Annotated in this window: 12 protein-coding genes and 1 rRNA gene (1 of these 13 cut by a window edge); 2 read left to right on the top strand and 11 right to left on the bottom strand. The window is 39.2% G+C overall.

Annotated elements, in window-relative coordinates; translation table 11 throughout:
• The 6 genes from IGL70_RS08560 to IGL70_RS08585 all read right to left on the bottom strand — a co-directional run.
• Window positions 1–1,076, bottom strand: a 16S ribosomal RNA gene (locus IGL70_RS08560) (it extends 485 nt beyond the left edge of the window).
• Between the two features lie 686 nt (window positions 1,077–1,762).
• On the bottom strand, window positions 1,763–3,268 hold the full coding sequence (locus tag IGL70_RS08565) for a HAMP domain-containing sensor histidine kinase (protein ID WP_002298265.1): 1,506 nt from the start codon (window positions 3,266–3,268) through the stop codon (window positions 1,763–1,765).
• Entirely contained in the window at window positions 3,265–3,951 is a 687-nt protein-coding gene (locus IGL70_RS08570; protein ID WP_002290973.1) for a response regulator transcription factor, read from the bottom strand. Before IGL70_RS08570 ends, IGL70_RS08565 begins: the two co-directional genes overlap by 4 nt.
• 192 nt (window positions 3,952–4,143) lie before the next feature.
• Window positions 4,144–5,565 carry an NADP-dependent phosphogluconate dehydrogenase gene (gene gndA / locus IGL70_RS08575; RefSeq protein WP_002295350.1) on the bottom strand — a complete coding sequence of 474 codons (1,422 nt, stop codon included), beginning with the start codon at window positions 5,563–5,565 and terminating at the stop codon, window positions 4,144–4,146.
• Window positions 5,566–5,734: 169 nt separating this feature from the next.
• Entirely contained in the window at window positions 5,735–5,914 is a 180-nt protein-coding gene (gene rpmF, locus IGL70_RS08580) for a 50S ribosomal protein L32 (protein WP_002290970.1), read from the bottom strand.
• A gap of 57 nt (window positions 5,915–5,971) precedes the next feature.
• Window positions 5,972–6,541 carry a YceD family protein gene (locus IGL70_RS08585; RefSeq protein ID WP_002295352.1) on the bottom strand — a complete coding sequence of 190 codons (570 nt, stop codon included), beginning with the start codon at window positions 6,539–6,541 and terminating at the stop codon, window positions 5,972–5,974.
• 185 nt (window positions 6,542–6,726) lie between these two features.
• Between IGL70_RS08585 and IGL70_RS08590 the strand changes: the two genes are divergently transcribed.
• Complete coding sequence (locus IGL70_RS08590) at window positions 6,727–7,629, top strand: LysR substrate-binding domain-containing protein (protein ID WP_002295354.1); 903 nt, start codon at window positions 6,727–6,729, stop codon at window positions 7,627–7,629.
• 34 nt (window positions 7,630–7,663) lie between these two features.
• On the opposite strand, the gene pyk is transcribed toward IGL70_RS08590, so the two are convergent.
• The 3 genes from pyk to dnaE all read right to left on the bottom strand — a co-directional run bounded on the left by pyk (window position 7,664) and on the right by dnaE (window position 13,966).
• Window positions 7,664–9,448, bottom strand: a complete 1,785-nt coding sequence (gene pyk / locus IGL70_RS08595) for a pyruvate kinase (protein ID WP_002295355.1) — start codon at window positions 9,446–9,448, stop codon at window positions 7,664–7,666.
• A gap of 73 nt (window positions 9,449–9,521) precedes the next feature.
• Window positions 9,522–10,484, bottom strand: a complete 963-nt coding sequence (pfkA, locus tag IGL70_RS08600; RefSeq protein WP_002304759.1) for a 6-phosphofructokinase — start codon at window positions 10,482–10,484, stop codon at window positions 9,522–9,524.
• A gap of 167 nt (window positions 10,485–10,651) precedes the next feature.
• Window positions 10,652–13,966: a DNA polymerase III subunit alpha gene (gene dnaE / locus IGL70_RS08605; RefSeq protein ID WP_002325491.1), complete on the bottom strand. Its 3,315-nt coding sequence runs from the start codon at window positions 13,964–13,966 to the stop codon at window positions 10,652–10,654.
• 230 nt (window positions 13,967–14,196) lie between these two features.
• Here dnaE and IGL70_RS08610 point away from each other — a divergent pair, with 230 nt between their 5' ends.
• On the top strand, window positions 14,197–14,382 hold the full coding sequence (locus tag IGL70_RS08610) for a YjzD family protein (protein ID WP_002295359.1): 186 nt from the start codon (window positions 14,197–14,199) through the stop codon (window positions 14,380–14,382).
• 61 nt (window positions 14,383–14,443) lie between these two features.
• On the opposite strand, the gene IGL70_RS08615 is transcribed toward IGL70_RS08610, so the two are convergent.
• Together IGL70_RS08615 and IGL70_RS08620 are read right to left on the bottom strand one after the other, a co-directional pair.
• Window positions 14,444–15,640, bottom strand: coding sequence for a multidrug efflux MFS transporter (locus IGL70_RS08615; RefSeq protein WP_104873931.1), 1,197 nt, complete (start codon window positions 15,638–15,640; stop codon window positions 14,444–14,446).
• Window positions 15,641–15,809: 169 nt separating this feature from the next.
• Window positions 15,810–17,246, bottom strand: coding sequence for an NCS2 family permease (locus IGL70_RS08620; RefSeq protein WP_002295362.1), 1,437 nt, complete (start codon window positions 17,244–17,246; stop codon window positions 15,810–15,812).
• Window positions 17,247–17,407 lie beyond the last annotated feature (161 nt).

Here is a 17,407-nt window from a genome sequence, read left to right on the forward strand (position 1 = left end):
CATGCACCACCTGTCACTTTGCCCCCGAAGGGGAAGCTCTATCTCTAGAGTGGTCAAAGGATGTCAAGACCTGGTAAGGTTCTTCGCGTTGCTTCGAATTAAACCACATGCTCCACCGCTTGTGCGGGCCCCCGTCAATTCCTTTGAGTTTCAACCTTGCGGTCGTACTCCCCAGGCGGAGTGCTTAATGCGTTAGCTGCAGCACTGAAGGGCGGAAACCCTCCAACACTTAGCACTCATCGTTTACGGCGTGGACTACCAGGGTATCTAATCCTGTTTGCTCCCCACGCTTTCGAGCCTCAGCGTCAGTTACAGACCAGAGAGCCGCCTTCGCCACTGGTGTTCCTCCATATATCTACGCATTTCACCGCTACACATGGAATTCCACTCTCCTCTTCTGCACTCAAGTCTCCCAGTTTCCAATGACCCTCCCCGGTTGAGCCGGGGGCTTTCACATCAGACTTAAGAAACCGCCTGCGCTCGCTTTACGCCCAATAAATCCGGACAACGCTTGCCACCTACGTATTACCGCGGCTGCTGGCACGTAGTTAGCCGTGGCTTTCTGGTTAGATACCGTCAAGGGATGAACAGTTACTCTCATCCTTGTTCTTCTCTAACAACAGAGTTTTACGATCCGAAAACCTTCTTCACTCACGCGGCGTTGCTCGGTCAGACTTTCGTCCATTGCCGAAGATTCCCTACTGCTGCCTCCCGTAGGAGTTTGGGCCGTGTCTCAGTCCCAATGTGGCCGATCACCCTCTCAGGTCGGCTATGCATCGTGGCCTTGGTGAGCCGTTACCTCACCAACTAGCTAATGCACCGCGGGTCCATCCATCAGCGACACCCGAAAGCGCCTTTCAAATCAAAACCATGCGGTTTCGATTGTTATACGGTATTAGCACCTGTTTCCAAGTGTTATCCCCTTCTGATGGGCAGGTTACCCACGTGTTACTCACCCGTTCGCCACTCCTCTTTTTCCGGTGGAGCAAGCTCCGGTGGAAAAAGAAGCGTTCGACTTGCATGTATTAGGCACGCCGCCAGCGTTCGTCCTGAGCCAGGATCAAACTCTCATAAAAAGTTCGAACAATCTTGCGATTGTTAAGCTCAATTTGTTTGCTAGCATATTGCTTGCTTGTTAAAAATGTTTGTTGTCTTGAATTGAATCAAGACGCCCTACACATTTGGTTTGTCTTACTTTGTTCAGTTTTCAAAGGTCTAATCTTTTTGTTTCAACAACTCTTTAATCTTATCAGATTCAGAAGAGAATGTCAACAACTTCTTTGTTTATTTTTTCTAAACGTCTTTGTCACTCATTAGCAGCGACTTGATTATCATATCATCTTTATTGTTATTTGTCAATAACTTTTTCGAAGTTTTTTTCGATAAAATCAAGCTTTATTAGCTATCTCATCCAAACGACTTCGTTATTATAACATGACATCAAAAGTGCGTCAACACTATTTTTTATAATTTTTAGCGACACCTTAAAGGAATCATTTAGAACAAATAATAATATAGCAATCTCTTTATAAAATTGCAATAGAAAATTCCCTATTTTTATTTATTATTTTTAAACACGAATATTACAGCATTTTATTGTTTTTTCGTTCATCTAAAAGCTACTTACATTTAATTAACGGATGTTATTCTATTTAATTGTTCGCTAGTTTTTTTTATAATGACATCCCTGAATTTCTCACTTGCTTGTATTTTGTACCTTATTCTTTGTTGGATATATAAAAAAACAAGTAAAGCACATGCTTTACTTGTCTTCTGCCTTTGCGATAGGAATAAAGATTCTAAAAATTGTCCCTTGCCCTACTACACTTTCTGCTAAGATACGTCCTTTATAGTTTTCAACCAGTTGTTTAGCGATAGACAACCCCAGACCATTTCCACCCTTCGTTCTAGCTCTTGCTTTATCCACTCGATAAAAACGATTGAAGATCTTATTAAGGTCTTCTTTGGGTATTCCTTCGCCAAAGTCCTGAATCGCGATCTCAAATTCATTCAGAGTGGAAGAAATAGAGATATGGACTTCTTTTCGTGTAGTTGAATACTTTACTGCGTTATCCAATATGATAATGATTAATTGTTCAAAGTGATTACGATAAATTTGCAGGGTCACTTCTTTTGTCAAATCATCATCTAAAGTGATCACATAGTCTGGATATAATATCTTGAAATTATTATAAACTTGATAGGTGACTTCTTTTCCTTTAGTTGTTTCATTCGCATAATGAACATCTACTTGTTCTGCTCTTGATAAGTCTAGCATCTCTTGAACTAAGCTTTTCATACGGCTGATTTCTTGCATGCTGGCGCTTAATGATTCTTCTAATATCTCAGGATCATCTTTCCCCCAACGATTTAGCAGACTAAGATGCCCTTCAATAATTGCAACAGGTGTCCTTAACTCATGAGATACGTCTTCCACGAATTGCTCTTGTTGTTCAATATACAAACGCATACGGTCAAGCATCTCATTGAATATTTCAGCTAAATCTGCCAATTCATCATTTGTGTCGATTTCAGGCATGTGGATATCTGATTGCGGATCTTTACGTATAGTATCCATTGTATCTCTGAGTACCTTGAGTGGTTTTAAGAAATAAGAAGATAAAAAGAAACCTAAAATACTACTTAAGATCAAAGAAACAACTTCTAAAACAATAAGAGTCAATAATAGCTTATTTCGAATATCATAGAAAGAAGATAATTCATAGAAGCTTTGCGCATAGCCGATCTTTTCTCTTGTACCTTTAGAATATATAGGCTGGATAGATAAAAAGCCAGTTTTTCCTTCTAGTGTAACGATCGTTGGAACTTTACGTGTAGTCTGAATCAGGTTTCGACTGTTTTCATGGGTTTTAAAAATCAAGTTCTCGTCCAAATCATAAACATAAAGATCCATTGATGGCTGCCCTAGCTCAGCTATAAAGGAATCGATCTTCATTAAGTTTCCTTCGACCAGTGAAGTATGATCTACGACCTCATCTCCGTCATTTGTCGCTTTCGTCAGATTACGATACGTATTTACTAATGTCAGTTCTTCATCCGAGTTAGCCAAACGAGAAGCTACTTCTGAAATCGTACGCTCTACATTGTTTCTTTCTTTTGCCACAATCAGATTGATAGATGATTTATAGGTAATGACAGCGAAAATTGTAAACACAACGAATATGAAGAAAGAACTCGCAAAGGCCCACTTGATTGTCAAGGAGGGCCCTTTCAGTTCTCTTTTTTCCGATTTTTTCGGCTTTATCACGAGCGCATCACATAACCTGTTCCGCGTACAGTTTGGATATAGCTTTCCTCCCCGGGAACGTCAATTTTGTTGCGAAGATAACGAATATATACGTCCACTACGTTTGTTTCAACTTCTGTTTCGTATCCCCACACTTTATTTAGTAAAACGTCACGTGCTAATACCACGTTCACGTTTTCCATTAAAGTAAGCAGCAACTCGTATTCTCTTTTTGTTAGTTCAATTACTTCATTTCCGCGACGTACGACACGGTTTTCTTTTTCGATAGTCAAATCGCGATAAGTAATAGTAGTTTGTTTAGCCACATTTTTATCGCCTTCAATATCGATTCGACGCAACAATGCACGAAGACGTGCTAATAATTCTTCGATAGCAAATGGTTTGACGATGTAGTCATCTGCTCCGTGGTCAAGTCCAGATACACGATCGATCACAGAATCTCTTGCAGTCATCATAATGATTGGTGTATTTTTGACTTGGCGTACACGTCTGCAGACTTCTAAACCGTTCAATTCTGGGAGCATCAGATCCAACAATATGGCATCCCACTCATTATTTAATGCCGCATCTAAACCAGTTCGGCCGTTGTAGTGGACTTCTGCGTTATACCCTTCATGCTTCAACTCTAGCTCGACAAATCGTGCCAAGTTCTTTTCATCTTCAATGATTAGAATATTGCTCATTTATTATTTTATCCTTTCTATTCTACTGGCTTTTTAAAAACTCTATCATTATACCGATAATATGCTTAAAAATCTATAGTCATTTTATCATGGATAGCAATTTTAAAAAAGAGCTGAAGTCTACTCATAACAATCGACTTCAGCTCTTTCGTCCTCTTTTTATTTTCTCATTTCCTAACAGCCGAAAGACTATTATTCTTCATGGTACCATGAGTAATGGAAGATTCCTTCTTTGTCGACACGTTCATAGGTATGTGCGCCAAAGTAATCGCGTTGGGCTTGGATTATATTTGCAGGCAGACGTTCTGCTCTGTATGAATCGAAGTAAGCGATGGCTGATGAGAAAGTCGGTACAGGTACGCCAGCTTGGACAGCCAAGGCAACGACGTCTCTGACTGATTGCTGATATTTTTTCGTGATTTCAACGAAGTAATCATCTAGCAATAAATTTTCGATCTCAGGATTTTTGTCATAGGCATCCGTAATTTTTTGCAAGAATCGAGCTCGGATGATACATCCAGCGCGCCAGATTTTTGCGATTTCACCAAATGGCAAGTCCCAATCAAATTCTTTTGAAGCGACACGTAATTGAGCAAATCCTTGGGCATAACTCATGATTTTACTGAAATACAACGCTTCTCGGATTTTTTCGACCAATTCTTTTTTGTCTCCCGTGAACTCAAAATCGTTCGTACGAGACAAAATTTTACTTGCTTGTACGCGTTCTTCTTTATAAGCAGAAATATAGCGGGCAAATACAGATTCAGTGATCAATGGAAGTGGCACACCTAAGTCAAGCGCGCTTTGGCTTGTCCATTTACCTGTTCCTTTATTCCCAGCTGCATCAAGGATCACATCTACTACTGGTTTACCTGTTCCTTCATCGTCTTTACGTGTCAGAATGTCAGCAGTGATTTCTATCAAATAGCTGTCTAATTCGCCTTGATTCCATTCTTTAAAGATATCAGCCATTTCTTCTACTGAAAGGTTTAAAATATTCTTCATTAAGTCATAAGATTCAGCAATCAGTTGCATATCTCCATACTCAATACCGTTGTGTACCATTTTTACATAATGTCCGGCTCCATTTGGGCCAATATATGTGACACATGGTGCTCCGTCTTCTGCTTTTGCAGAAATTTGCTCTAAGATTGGTGCAACTAGCGCATAGGCTTCTTTTTGTCCACCAGGCATGATTGAAGGTCCTTTTAAAGCTCCTTCTTCACCACCAGAAACGCCTGTACCGATAAAGTTAATGCCAGAGTTGGCTAATTCTTCATTACGACGCATCGTATCTTTAAAGAATGTATTTCCTCCGTCAATCAAAATATCGCCTTTATCAAGGTGAGGAAGTAACTCTTGGATTGTTGCATCTGTTGCCGGTCCTGCTTTGACCATTAGCAAGATCCGACGTGGTTTCTCGATAGATTCTACAAATTCTTCGATTGTATATGTTGCTTTGAAATTTTTATCTGGGTGTTCTTCTACTACAGCGGTTGTTTTAGCCCCTGTACGATTGAATAAAGCCACTGAATAGCCGCGGCTTTCTATGTTCAAGGCTAGATTTTTACCCATAACGGCCATACCGACAACGCCGATTTGTTGTTTTGACATATGAACTCCTCCTACATACGGGATTTCTCCCTAATCTCTTACATTATAGCTTAACACGGCTACATTGCAAACTAAAGAACAACATATTTTTTATTTACCGACTACAAAAAAATAAACCTCAAGGCTCCATGGTTAGCCTTGAGGTTTTACATTTTCTAATTAAAATGTATTAAGCTTCTTTTGACATTACGTCCTTACCATCATAGTAACCACAATTTGCACATACGTGATGGCTTTTTTTCATTTCACCACAGTTTGGACATTCGTTTAACCCTTTGATTGTCAATTTGTAGTGTGTACGACGTTTTGCTTTTTTAGCTTTTGATGTTCTTCTAGCTGGTACTGCCATTTTGCTACACCTCCTTGTAAAGTCTTGTATCTAAATTAGACACAATATATTCCAATCTTACTTGTTATCGTCGTCTTTTGATTTAGAATCAAAAAGTTCAGATAGTTTTGCAAGACGAGGATCAATTTTATTCTCGGCTTCTTCCATTTTTCTGCGCTGGTATTCTTCTTCGGAAACAACTTCCCAATCATTGCCTTTTGGAAGTTCTGTTGCTGCTTCCTCTTCTTTTGTCAATACCCGCATTGGAATCGCCAATAAGATGTTGTCTTCAATCGACTCTGCTAAATTCAATAATGGACCTTCAATTAGCAAAATCTCATCCGCAGACATTTGTTCATCTCTACTTTGGAATTGTTCTTCTGTCATGAATACTTCGTCTACAGAAAAATCCATGGGCAGTTCAACAGGTTCTAGTGAACGTGTTGAAGGAACTGTCAAAGTCGTCTGCACAGTGTAATGAACGATATAGCCTTTCTTATCAACTGAGACCAAACCTTCGACTTCCACTGGCGCAACATCAAGTATTAAATTGTCTCGCTTCATGAGAGCGGCTTTCAAGTCGAGCGTCTCATGAAAAGTTAACGGTGTCTCCTGGTATTTTCTCAATTCCAATAAAGACCATTTCATTTTTCATCACTCCTAAGCAACAAAAGCAATTATACAGGGCAAAAAGCATGTTGTCAATGAAATTTTCTTGACACCTTGCAGTTCATAAAAAAACAGAAAAATCTTTATTAGAAAGCCTCTGTTTGCTATCATCCTCAGAATCATTTACAATAATCATTATTCCATTAAAGGAGCGGATGATCTTCATGAACACGAAAGATATCGAATACTATGTCCAAATCGTCAAACAAAAAAATTTTACGAAAGTGGCTAATTATTTCCGTGTGAGCCAACCTACTATTACATATGCATTACAACGTCTTGAAAAAGAGTTTGACACCGTACTTATTACAAGAGATCGATCGCATCACGAATTAATCGTCACGCCTTCTGGAAAGCAGCTGTTTCTCCATGCACAAACCATTCTCCAAGAGATTTCTACTGCAAGAGCTGAAATCACTCAGTTGCAAAAGAAAAAGCTTCGTTTTGGCATGCCTCCTATTATCGGCAATGAATACTTTCCTAAACTGTCAAGTTACTTTATCAAGCATGAATTGATGAATCAAATTGAGATTACCGATGGAGGCTCTCGGGACTTATACGGGATGATCCGACAAGGGAGGATCGATTTAGCTGTATTAGGCTCAACACAGCCAATCGTGGATCAATATTTAGAAACAGAGTTACTTTTGGACAAACGTTTCATGATCGTCGTGCCACCTACACATCCTCTTTCCAAGCAGGATACTGTCTCTTTCAAAGATATAGCAGATGAACAGTTTGTACTATTGAACGAACATTATGTCCACCCCGCAGCATTCACTAAGCTTTCTAAACAAACACATACTCATCCAAAAGTTGTTTATCAAAGCAATGACTTGACGATTTTAAAGAGTATGGTCCGAGAAAATGTGGGTATCGGTTTTTTGGCAGAGATTGCTGTCCATCCTGAAGATCATTTAGTTTGCCTCCCTCTTTCAGATGAAGTTCAGCCTCGCTTCTTGATTTCATTGGCAAAACGAACACAGCAGATCGTCACGCCTCTTCAAGAACAAGTAGTCCAAGTTATCCATGAATTCGTTACAGCACAAAAAAACAGCTCTTCGTAAAAGAAGAGCTGTTTTTATTTTTTATTAAGCTAAATTAGATAGCTGTTGTTTCGCCACGGTAAACGATGCCGCGACGTGAATCAACGGTAATCAATTCACCTTCTGTAATTGTTGTTGTTGCGCCTTTAGCACCAACGATTACAGGAATATCTTGTGCAATTCCTACAACTGCAGCGTGAGAAGTCAATCCGCCTTCTTCAACGATAACAGCAGCTGCTTTTTCGATTGCAGGCATATATTCTTTGTCAGTTGATGGTACAACTAGAACCATTCCGTCTTTTGCTTTTTTTACAGCTTCTTCAGCAGATGAAGCAATAACTGCATTTGCAACGACAGATTTTTGTCCAACGCCTTGAGCTTCTAATAATTTAGAACCAATCATTTGAATTTTCATCACGTTAGTTGTTCCGCGTTCACCAACTGGTACACCAGCAGTGATCAAGATTAAATCGCCTTCTGATGCGAAACCTAATTCAACAGCTTTTTTAGCTGCTAGTTCAAACATTTCATCAGTTGTTGATGGTTTTTCAGCAACTGTTGGGTAAACGCCCCAGTTTAACATCAAACCACGTTTTGTGCGTTCGTCAAAAGTAACAGCCAAGATATCTGCATCTGGACGATATTTTGAAATCATTTTTGCAGTGTATCCTGATTCAGTTGCAGCAACGATTGTTTTCACGCCTAGATTTTTTGCAGCACGAGCTACAGATAAACCGATTGTTTCAGTTACATCTGTTTTATCGAATTCGTTCAATTGGAATGTACCTAATTCTGATAATGCATTTTCAGCTTCTTGGTCGATACGTGCCATTGTTGAAACAGCTTCAACTGGGTAGTCCCCGTTTGCAGATTCACCAGATAGCATTGTTGCATCTGTGCCATCAAATACAGCATTAGCAACGTCAGAAGCTTCCGCACGTGTTGGACGTGGGTTTTCTTGCATTGATTCTAACATTTGTGTAGCAGTGATAACTGGGATACCAGCAGCATTACATTTTTTGATGATGCGTTTTTGAACCATTGGTACTAGTTCAGCTGGGATTTCAACACCCATATCTCCGCGGGCAATCATAACACCGTCAGAAACTTTGATGATTTCGTCAATGTTGTCGATACCTTCTTGAGATTCGATTTTAGGGAAGATTTGAACATGAGTCATGTCTTTTTCTTCTAAGATTTCGCGGATATCTAGAACGTCTTGTGCTTTACGTACAAAACTTGCAGCGATAAAGTCGATATCGTTGTCTAAACCAAAACGAATATCGTCAGCATCTTTTGGAGTAATACCTGGCAAACTAATAGAAACGCCTGGTGCATTTACCCCTTTACGTGATCCTAGCATACCTGCATTTTTAACTTCTACGACTAATTCACGGTTTGCTTCGTCTTTTTCAATGATTTGCATATCGATCAAACCATCATCAAATAAAATGTGTCCACCAACGTGAACATCGTCAAATAATCCTGGGTAAGTAACCGCGATTTTTTCTTTTGAACCTACATGTTCAGGATCCATAGAGATGCGTGTTTGATCTCCTACTTCAAATTTGATGTATCCTGCACGACCAAAATCAGCTTCTGTTGTGCCTTGAACAGTTGTACGGATTTCAGCTCCTTTTGTATCTAAAAGAATACCGACATCTTTTCCTGTCTTTTTAACTGCTTCACGGACCATAGTCATACGTGATAATTGTTCTTCATGGTCACCATGAGAAAAGTTAAAGCGGAAGACATTTGCCCCAGATTCAATCAATTGAGAAATAATTTCTACTGAGTTACTTGCTGGTCCTAATGTACTAACGATTTTGGTTTTTTTCATTTAAAAAACTCTCCCATTCAATTTTGTTTATTTAAAGCTGTACACAGCTTAAATAGCTTGGTTTCTTTCACTCTTAAAATGAAAGTGAATTATTTAGATCATATAGTGATAAGTCTGGTTTATGTTTGTTGTTTTCAAGTGTATCAATGATGTCAGACGCAACGATTTCGTTGTCATGGATACCGACACATAATCCACCTTTTCCTTCTTGAAGCAATTCGACAGCGTAAGCACCGAATTTACTTGCCAACACGCGGTCGCGTGCGCTTGGTGCTCCACCACGGACAACGTGTCCCAAGATAGATACACGTGTATGATAGTCACCAAATTCTGAAAGTTTCTCAGCGAATTCATTTCCGCCCATTACACCTTCAGCCAAGATGATCAAGCAATGTTTCTTCCCGCGATCGCGGCCTTCTTGGATTTTTTTAGCAACTGAAGCCATATCAAAATCATGTTCTGGGATGATGATTTCATCCGCTCCGCCAGCCACACCTGACCATAAAGCGATGTCTCCTGCATTGCGTCCCATTACTTCGATAACGAATGTACGAACATGAGAAGTCGCTGTGTCACGAATACGGTCAATTGATTCTAGTACTGTATTGATTGCTGTATCAAAACCGATTGTGAAATCAGTCCCAGGAATATCATTATCGATTGTTCCAGGAATACCTACTGCTGGGAAACCGCGTTTTGTCAAAGCCATTGCGCCATGATAAGAGCCGTCTCCTCCGATAACCACTAGACCTTCGATTCCGAATTTTTTCAATTGTTCGATTCCTTTTAATTGACCTTCTTCAGTTGCAAATTCTGGATAACGTGCAGAATACAAGAATGTACCACCACGTTGGATCTTGTCACCTACATCTGCCACATCAAGACGACGAATATCTCCAGCAACTAAACCGGCAAAACCATAATTGATCCCGTATACTTCCAGTCCTTCGTAAATACCTTTACGAACAACGGCACGAACAGCTGCATTCATTCCAGGTGCGTCTCCGCCACTGGTCAAAATTCCGATGCGTTTCATAATAAACATTCACCTCATTAAAATACTTTATCCTAAGTATGACTTAGGTTTACAACCATTTTTGCGTTAACCACGACTAACATTCTAACATTATTTTTCTCACTTGTCTTGATTTACGGATAAAAAAATGAAAAAAAATGAAAGCAAGTAGTATTTTTTACCGTAAGTTATTTGAAAACCACATTATCTTCGCCAAGCAGATAAATAAGTTGCCCCTTTATACTCTTGCTGTCATCCACCCAATAAGCATCTGACAGAACTACTTTTCGTTGCGTTTTTTCGTGATACATAACTACTGGTATATATCCTGGGTGTTTCTGAAAAATCACTTGTAATTGTTTCATTATCTCGGGATCTTCCCGTTCTTCTGTAATACGCAAATAGCAAGTTTGTGAAGGATACTGGGCTTCTAACTGGTTAGGATCAGCAAAGCTTTCTCCAATTAGTTGCAGTTCCTGATTATATTTGCTGATTTCGCTCCGCCCTTGAACAAAGATCACTCGATCAACGGCAAACAAATTACGATATTTACGATAAAGAGTTGGAAAAACTGTGACAGAAATTTCTCCACTACTGTCGGTTCCTTCAACAAAGGCCATCAGTTCTCCTTTTTTTGTCCGAATTTCTCTAACTTCCTTGATCATCACTAATAAATTGACTGGTTGATTAGGGACGATATCTGTAATCAGCTGAACTTGTTTAGCTAAACGAAGACGATCAAACCCTTCTGCAGGATGACCTGACAAATAAATACCTAAGTACTCCTCTTCCAGCTTCAAGCGTTCTTCTAGTGTATAGTCAGCGACTTCTTCTTCTTTTAATGCCATGATTCCCAGCAAGTCAAGACTTCCACCACTGTAAACGATATTTTGGATTTTTCCTTCGAGATCAAGCATCAATTGTTTCCTGTTAGGAGATAATTCATCAAAAACGCCTACTGCTGTCAGTGATTGCAGTAACTCTAATTTCAGCCAACGCTTATCGATCCGTATGAGGAATTGATCCACTGACTGGAACGGGCCATTTTGTTTTCTTTCGTTTAATATATCTTCTACAAAATCACGCCGAATACCTTTTATCGCTGTCAGTCCGAATCTGATTTCTTCCTTATTGACCAACTCAAAACTGGAATTACTTTGATTAATGGACGGCGAGGAAAGTTTGAGTTTATTTTTACGTGCTTCTGCAATATATTCTTTCAATTTTGATGTGTTATGCCGAACAGAATTCATCAGGCTGGTAAAGAAAGCACCTGGATGATGGGCTTTTAGATACGCCATTTGGAATCCCACGAATGAATAAGCAAATGCATGTGACCGATTGAATCCATAGTTTGCAAATTTTTCGATATATTCATATACGGTCGCTGCTGTTTTTTCCGAATATCCCTGTTGTAATGCTCCTGATACAAAATGCGACTTTTCTTCATCTAATACGTCTTTTTTCTTTTTACTCACTGCCCGTCGCAGAATATCTGACTGCCCTAATGTAAATCCAGCCATAGTCGAGGCGATCTGCATGATTTGTTCCTGATAGACGATCACTCCATATGTGTTTTTCAAAATCGGGATCAGTGAATCATCTGGGTAGCGAATGGCTTCTTTTCCTTTCTTCCTGGCAATGAAGGTATCTATATTTTGCATAGGGCCTGGTCGATACAATGCATTGACTGCGGCAATATCTTCGATGTTTTCTGGACCTAATCTTCGTAAAACGTTCCGGATACCAGCAGATTCAAATTGAAATACTCCTGAGGTTTCGCCTCGTTGAAACAAGAGCAGCGTTTTTGCATCATTTAGCGGGATCTCTTTTAATCGGATCTCATACCCTTCTACTCGCTTAACAGCTTTCAAAGTAAAATCAATAATCGATAAGTTGCGTAGTCCTAAAAAGTCCATTTTCAAAAGACCGATTGCTTCTACCTCATTCATCGTATACTGGGTCAGAAAAGCTTCATCAGAACCGCGTTGGAGCGGAACTAGTTCAAGTAGATTCTTATCGCTGATAACTACACCTGCTGCGTGAGTCGAAACATGTCTTGGCAATCCTTCTAAAATCACTGCAGTTTTGAATAAAAGTTGGTTTTTTTCGCTTGCCTGAACTAATTCTACTAATTGATGCGAAGTTTTATAAGCTTGGGTCAATGTGATTTTCAATTGATTGGGTATTGCTTTTGACCAGCGGTTTGCTTCACTTTGCGATAAACCAAACACTCTAGCTGCATCTCTAAGAACCATTTTTGCTGCCATTGTGCCAAATGTTGCGATTTGTGCCATATGATATTGTCCATACTTTTCTCGAACATAATTCAATACTTCTTCACGTCGATTGTCAGGAATATCCAAATCGATATCTGGCATCGTAAAGCGTTCGGGGTTTAAAAAGCGTTCGAACAGCAAATCATATTCTAATGGATCCACATCTGTGATTTCTAACACATAGGCTACTAATGAACCCGCAGCAGAACCACGACCTGCACCGGTAACGATTTTGTTTCTATGAGCAAAAGCCATTACATCCCATACGATCAAGAAATAATCATCGAATCCCATTTGATGGATGACAGATAACTCGTAGTCCAAACGTTCTTGGTATTCCTTTGTATAATCAGTGATTCGGCGTTCCACTTGCGAATAGCATAACTCTCTTAAATATTCTCCAGCTTGTTTTCCATTAGGAACTGGATAATGCGGAAGTAATTTCTGATGGAACTGGAATTCAAATGAAATCGATTCAGCTAAACGCTGGGCGCCTATTACAGCTTGGGAAAGACCCGCTTTTTCGAATCGTTTGATCATTTCTTGTTCTGAAAGAAGATAGCCATTTGCTGTTAGTGGTAAAGATGCAGATAAATTTTCTAAAGGTATTTGGCTTCCATCTTTGATATGTTTCATCACTTCAAGTGCAAAAAGTTCTTCTTGTTGTAAACTAGCGATGGGATGTAATGCACAAAGCGAATAATTTTCTTTTATCACATACTGATACCATTCAGGCAATTGATCAGGCGTGTTTTCTGTCAAGCCGATATAAAAATTTCTAGTAAAAACATTTTCAAGTAAAAACTGCCAATGACCGAAAAAGTTATCCTCTTTATTGAAAGCCTCAGAAACAGAATGATTTGCCGGAACAACAAACGCTAGATGGTCGGTTTCTGTCATTTCTGCAAGTTCCAATTTTTCTTGGATCATTTTTCGGCTGGAAAGTTTCATCAGCTGCTGATAACCTATTTCATCTTTTGCGTACGCAAGCAAGCCATAATTTTTTTCTTCATAAGTATAACTAAGATGTAATCCAATGATTGGCTGTACTCCTTCTTCTACACAAATACGATAGAATTCAGGTGCACCGTATAAGACATCTTTATCCGTTATGGCTAATGAAGTGTAGCCTTGTTTTTTTGCTTCTTGTACATATTCTCGAATACGTATCGTACTTTGTAAAAGAGAATAAGAAGTAATTGTATAAAGTTGTGGGAAAAACATCTTGCATTCCGCCTTTTTTTTCGTTAAAATTCACTAGCGTTAAAAGGTTTGATCCTTTTACTTTCATTAAGATAGCAGGCGCTGAAGTTGATTATTCCACTTCATTTGCTTGCTTGTAATCTGTAGGAATGAATTCTTTCGTAAGAACTCAAATTTTATTGAGATTTGGTCTCGTTTCTTTACATTCAAAGAAAATCTGGTAAAATTAAGATAGAAAAGAGGTGTTCTTTATGCGATATATCGTTACATTATTCTGGGCTGTCGTTCTAGGTCAAGTAGTCGGTTATATTGGTGCTGCATTAACAAGCGGAACATATGATTTTACTTTGACAACAATCATTTCATTCATTGCGGGTGTCATTATCCTTTTGATTGGTGCAGTTGCGCCAAGAAAAGAAACCTCTGCCCATTCGTAAAAAAACAGCCAAGAGCTTGAGATATCTCAAGCTCTTTTTTATTTTCTGCTCCTCACCACCATTATAATCTGCTGCGAAGAACTTTACGAAAGTTGAATAAAGAAAGAAGAATATTTGACAGAACAAACAAACTTGTCACAATAAAAACAGCACTGTAATTATAAGCATGCGCGACTGTCGATCCTAGCATGGGACCTAAAACTTGTCCAAAGTTGCTAAACATCTGATTGTAGCTATAGATTCGGCTGACTCCTTCTTGAGGCGTAATCTTACTGATCAGTGTATTGACAGAAGGCATCAAAGCGCCAGTTGAAAAGCCTAAAACAAAGCGAAGTATACCTAATTGGAGCGGTGTAGTGACGAATGCCATAGGTAAATAACAGCAAAATGATAAAATGAGTCCTCCAATTAGAACTTTTTGATTCCCAATCTTATCCCCTAGTTTTCCTAGTTTCGGTGAAGAAAAGACAGCGGAAACACCAGCTATCGAAACAATCAAGCCGCTGACAAAAAGGATATTTTCTGTACTTCCGCTCAATTCACGAATATATAAGGTCAAAATAGGGCTGATCGTAGTGATTCCTATCTGTAAAATCAAGGTCGTAATGAAGAGACCGATCAAAATAGAGAGATGATCCATTTTTGAAAAAATTTCTTTGGTGCTTATCAGATCTTTTTTCTCGATTGGATGGAAATCTTCTTTGACTAAGAAGATGGTCAGCACCGTTGTGATCATCAACAAAGCCCCTGTGATCAAGAATACATTTTCCATACCAAACCACTGAGCCAGTGCACCGCCCATTGAAGGTCCGATCAGATTTCCAGCAATCGCTCCGGTAGACAATGTTCCTAACGCCCATCCGCTCTTTTCTCTAGGTGCCTGTGAAGCAATCATCGCTGTGGCATTTGGAATATATCCAGACAAAATCCCATTCCAAAACCGCATGATCAAAAGCCAATACGCGTTCGGTACAAAAGCCAAAGATCCCATTGTTAATGTCATCCCTGCTGCTGCACGGATCATCATGAGTTTTCGTCCTTTTCGATCAGCTAGATTCCCCCAGATTGGTGCAACCACGGCAGACGCAAAAGCAGTCACAGAGATTGCTAGTCCTGAAAACAATTCGATTTGGTCTTTTGGTGTTCCTAGTTGCTCGACATAAACTGGTATGAATGGCATAACTAAACTAATACTTGCACCAGTGAAAAAACAGCCAATCCACGCAATCACTAAATTTTTTCTCCAATTAATCTCCATCTATCATCCCTCTTTCGTCTCTTTTATCATACCTATTTTCGAATAAACAAGCAACGATCTCGCCAGTAAAAAGAGAAAAATCCCGCAAAGATCATTTTATATGTAACGTTCTTTTTATGTAAAACAAAAAGAGATCGGAACAAATACTGTTCCAATCCCTTCTCTTTAGTTAAATTGTTGCTAGAATGATGAAGTTGATAATGAATAAAATATCAACGATCCACAAAGCAACAGAAACTTGATTGTATTTTCCTTTGATTACTTTCACAATTGTATAGAAAATAAATCCTGCTGCAATCCCATAGGAAATGCTATAGCACAATCCCATAAAGATCGATGCAAAGAAGGCCGGTAAAGCTTCTTCCATATCTAGCCATTTGATGTCTGCAAAAGAAGCCATCATCATTACTCCAACTAAAATCAATGCTGGCGCAGTTGCTTGATTTGGTACAATGGCGATCAGTGGAGAGAATAAACTACTTAATGCGAATAGCACTGCCACTACTACTGAAGTCAAACCAGTACGTCCACCGGCCCCGATCCCAGCTGCAGATTCGACATAAGTTGTTGTATTCGATGTACCAAAGATAGCCCCCACAGAAGTAGCGATCGCATCGGCAAATAGTGCTTTATCCATTTTTGTTTTGAACCCACGACCATCTTCCAACGCGATCTCGTCTTCTTTTGAGAAAATACCTGTGCGGCGTCCTGTACCGATAAATGTTCCGATCGTATCGAAAGTATCAGATAAACTGAATGCGATGATCGTCATCAATACTTGAGGAATCTTGGAAGAATCACTGAATAAAGATTGCATGCCTTCAGAACCAAATGCTGCACCGAAAGTTGTTCCTAATTCTTTAAATGAATTACCTAACGAATTCGTTTGCCAATCAATGGAACTTAAATCAACAACACCCATAAAAATACCAAGGACTGTGGTCGCTACGATACCGATAAGAATAGCCCCACGGACATTTTTTACAACTAAAATGGCTGTCAGTACCAAACCAATCACAGCCAATAAGATAGGAGCGTTGTCAAAGTTGGCTAACGCAGGGACGATTCCACCATTTATCGTAACATTTGTCGCTTTTCCGCCTTCAACGACAGAGCTCGAAATAGCTGACTGGTCTGCTGAAAAAGATAAGAATCCTGCATTTTTGATTCCGACATACGCAACGAAAATACCGATCCCGCCACCAATCGCATGTTGAAGACTTTCGGGAATCGCCCGAATAATCATTTTTCGAATATTTGTGACAGTAATAAAAATATTGATTAATCCGCAAATAAACACCATTGCCAAGGCTTGTTGCCAAGAATAACCAAGCCCAAAAACGACCGTAAAAGTGAAAAATGCGTTCAATCCCATACCAGGTGCCTGAGCATATGGTACATTTGCGAACAATCCCATTACCAGCGTACCAATAATCGATGCAATGATTGTCGCTAGAAATACTGCTTGGAAGGGCATACCTGATGCTGACAAAATCGTCGGATTTACGAATAAGATATAACTCATGGCAAAGAATGTCGTTACTCCCGCCATTATTTCAGTTGATACATTTGTATTGTTTTTCTTTAAACCGAAAAACTTTTCCATAAAAAGTTCCACTCCCTGAATTTTTTTCTGATGGAAAACTATAATAATAAAAAATAAGTAAAATAGGGCAAATCCATCGAACAATTTCAAATTATATAGACGTTTCATTCGCTTTTCAACGTTTTTTTAACAAAAAAAGCGAAAATAATACTTAACGTTCG

Origin of the sequence: Enterococcus sp. DIV0901a (assembly GCF_051711525.1) — a bacterium.
Classification (GTDB): Bacteria; Bacillota; Bacilli; order Lactobacillales; family Enterococcaceae; genus Enterococcus_B; species Enterococcus_B faecium.

What these genes read in the sequence shown, in the direction of transcription:
- IGL70_RS08570 (WP_002290973.1), bottom strand. Translation starts at nt 3,951, where the DNA reads ATGAGCAATATTCTAATCATTGAAGATGAAAAGAACTTGGCACGATTT.
- gndA (WP_002295350.1), bottom strand. Translation starts at nt 5,565, where the DNA reads ATGTCAAAACAACAAATCGGCGTTGTCGGTATGGCCGTTATGGGTAAA.
- rpmF (WP_002290970.1), bottom strand. Translation starts at nt 5,914, where the DNA reads ATGGCAGTACCAGCTAGAAGAACATCAAAAGCTAAAAAAGCAAAACGT.
- IGL70_RS08585 (WP_002295352.1), bottom strand. Translation starts at nt 6,541, where the DNA reads ATGAAATGGTCTTTATTGGAATTGAGAAAATACCAGGAGACACCGTTA.
- IGL70_RS08590 (WP_002295354.1), top strand. Translation starts at nt 6,727, where the DNA reads ATGAACACGAAAGATATCGAATACTATGTCCAAATCGTCAAACAAAAA.
- pyk (WP_002295355.1), bottom strand. Translation starts at nt 9,448, where the DNA reads ATGAAAAAAACCAAAATCGTTAGTACATTAGGACCAGCAAGTAACTCA.
- pfkA (WP_002304759.1), bottom strand. Translation starts at nt 10,484, where the DNA reads ATGAAACGCATCGGAATTTTGACCAGTGGCGGAGACGCACCTGGAATG.
- dnaE (WP_002325491.1), bottom strand. Translation starts at nt 13,966, where the DNA reads ATGTTTTTCCCACAACTTTATACAATTACTTCTTATTCTCTTTTACAA.
- IGL70_RS08610 (WP_002295359.1), top strand. Translation starts at nt 14,197, where the DNA reads ATGCGATATATCGTTACATTATTCTGGGCTGTCGTTCTAGGTCAAGTA.
- IGL70_RS08615 (WP_104873931.1), bottom strand. Translation starts at nt 15,640, where the DNA reads ATGGAGATTAATTGGAGAAAAAATTTAGTGATTGCGTGGATTGGCTGT.
- IGL70_RS08620 (WP_002295362.1), bottom strand. Translation starts at nt 17,246, where the DNA reads ATGGAAAAGTTTTTCGGTTTAAAGAAAAACAATACAAATGTATCAACT.